Raw genomic sequence first — 2,582 nt, 5'->3', positions numbered from 1 at the left:
CAGAGCCTCGAGGGGCCGGAGGAGGAGCCGCTCTCGGCGCGGCTCGTCTGCAACTGGGCGACGACCGAGGCCGAGGTCACCCGCTTCCTCGGGCTGATCGCCGCGGGCTGAGCCCCTCTGCTGCCAGCGGGTGCGGGCGCCGCCGCGATGTGCTAGGCTGTGGCCGTCCCCCTTGCCACGACTCATTGCCGCGTGGCGGGCGAATGTTGCTTGCGTTGCCTTACCGACGCCGAGAGGGCCGACGACAAGGCGGGGCGCTGCTCATCGAGGTGATCGTATGACTCTGGAAATCAAGGGTCTCGACCGTCGTTCCGTGCAGGTGCCGGACGCGGCGGTCGCCGAACTGCGACGGGGCGTGCAGGGGAGCGTGGTCCGGCCGGGGGAGGCCGGGTACGACGAGGCGCGCACGCTCTGGAATGCGATGATCGACCGGCGGCCGGCGCTCGTCGTCCGCGCCGCGAGCGCGGCCGACGTCGCCGCGGCAGTGCGCTTCGCGCGCGCCCACGACCTGCTCCTCGGCGTCCGCAGCGGCGGGCACCAGATCGCCGGCCTCGCGGTCGCGGACGGGGCGATGCTGCTCGACCTGTCGCAGATGCGGGCGGTCGCGGTCGACGCCGCGGCGCGCACGGCGCGGGTCGAGCCGGGGGCGACGCTCGGCGAGGTCGATGCCGCCACCCAGGCGCACGGGCTGGCCGTGCCGATGGGTATCAACTCCACCACCGGCATCGCCGGGCTGGCGCTCGGCGGCGGCTTCGGCTGGATCTCGCGCAAGTACGGCATGACCGTCGACAACCTGCGCGCCGCCGAGGTGGTGACGCCGGACGGCGAGACGCTGCGCGCCAGCGCCACCGAGAACCCCGACCTCTTCTGGGCGCTGCGCGGCGGCGGCGGCAACTTCGGCGTCGTCACCGCCTTCGAGTTCGACCTGCACCCGGTCGGGCCGGAGGTGACGGCGGGGCTGATCGTGCATCCGTTCGACGACGCGCCGGCGCTGATGCGCGACTTCCACCGCCTGGCCAAGGCGGCGCCGGACGGCCTGACGATCTGGGCGGTGGCGCGCCAGGCGCCGCCCTTGCCCTTCCTGCCCGAGGAGTGGCACGGGCGCGAGGTGCTGGTGCTGGCGGTCTGCTACATCGAGCCGACGCCGGAAGGGGACCGGGTGCTCGCCGAGCTGCGCGGGCTCGGCAAGCCGATCGCGGACGTGATCGGCCCGACGCCCTTCGTCGGCTGGCAGGCCGCCTTCGACCCGCTGCTGACGCCGGGCACGCGCAACTACTGGAAGAGCCACGACGTCGGCGAGATCGGCGAGGCGATGATCGCGGCGCTCGACAAGGCGATCCGCACCCTGCCGAGCCCGCAGTGCGAGGTCTTCTTCGGCACGCTCGGCGGCGCGGTGGGCCGGGTCGCGCCCGACGCCACCGCCTTCCCGCAGCGGGCGGCGCACTATGCGATGAACGTGCACACCCGCTGGGACGATCCGGCCGAGGATGCCGCCTGCATCGCCTGGGCGCGGGACTTCTTCGAGGCGGCCGCGCCGCACGCGCTCGGCAGCGTCTACGTGAACTTCATCCCCGACGACGAGGGCGAGCGTCTCGCCGGCGCCTACGGCGGCAACCTCGAGCGGCTCGCGCGGGTGAAGGCGCGCTACGACCCGGAGAACCGGCTGCGGCTCAACCACAACATCGCCCCGGCGGCGGTGGCGGCGGCGGCAGCGCATTAGCCGGCTGCACGGGCGGCGGCCGGCCGGCGGCCGCTGCCCGTGCACATCGGGCAACGGTCGGACGGGATCGGGGCCGGGATCGGGCCGGGGGTCTTTGCAAGCCTCCGCGCCGGTGCTAACGGACGACGCGAGCCGCACAGCGCGCGAAGGACATCGATGAACCCCTTGTCGAAACCGAAGCTGATCGCGGGCAACTCGAACCGGCCGCTGGCGGCGGCGATCGCGCGGCGGGTCTCCATGCACCGCGGCGAATCGGTCGAGCTGGTGAAGACCCGGGTGGAGCGGTTCAACGACGCCGAGATCTTCGTCGAGGTGTTCGAGAACGTCCGCGGCGAGGACATGTTCATCATCCAGTCGACGTCGAACCCGGCGAACGACAACCTGATGGAGCTGCTCATCATGTGCGACGCGCTGCGTCGCTCCTCGGCCTACCGGATCACCGCGGTGATGCCCTACTTCGGCTATGCCCGGCAGGACCGCCGCTCCAAGGCGCGCACGCCGATCAGCGCCAAGCTGGTGGCGAACCTCCTGACCGTCGCCGGCATCGAGCGGGTGCTGACGATGGACCTGCATGCGGCGCAGATCCAGGGCTTCTTCGACATCCCGGTCGACAACCTCTACGCCGCGCCGGTCTTCGCGCTCGACATCGAGCACAAGTTCCCCGAGCGCGACCGGATCACCGTCGTCTCGCCCGACGTGGGCGGGGTGGCGCGGGCGCGCGATCTCGCCGAGCGGATCAACGCCGATCTCGCCATCGTCGACAAGCGCCGGGCGGCGCCGGGCGAGGTTGGGTCGATGACGGTGATAGGCGAGGTCCGGGACCGGGTCTGCATCATCGTCGACGACATCGTCGATACCGCCG

The 2,582-nt window shown here is 72.3% G+C and carries 2 protein-coding genes; both read left to right on the top strand.

Going from position 1 to position 2,582, the window contains the following annotated elements; genetic code table 11:
- Positions 1-277: 277 nt before the first annotated feature.
- Complete coding sequence (locus Q0112_RS03020) at positions 278-1,720, top strand: FAD-binding oxidoreductase (RefSeq protein WP_297971221.1); 1,443 nt, start codon at positions 278-280, stop codon at positions 1,718-1,720.
- 156 nt (positions 1,721-1,876) lie between these two features.
- On the top strand, positions 1,877-2,582 hold a 706-nt coding region (locus tag Q0112_RS03015), incomplete at its 3' end, for a ribose-phosphate diphosphokinase (RefSeq protein WP_297971219.1).

The sequence above is a fragment of the uncultured Amaricoccus sp. genome (assembly GCF_937858865.1).
In the GTDB taxonomy this organism is placed as follows: domain Bacteria; phylum Pseudomonadota; class Alphaproteobacteria; order Rhodobacterales; family Rhodobacteraceae; genus Amaricoccus.
Note: the sequence above shows the minus strand (reverse complement) of the source record. Positions and strands in the feature narration are given on the sequence as shown.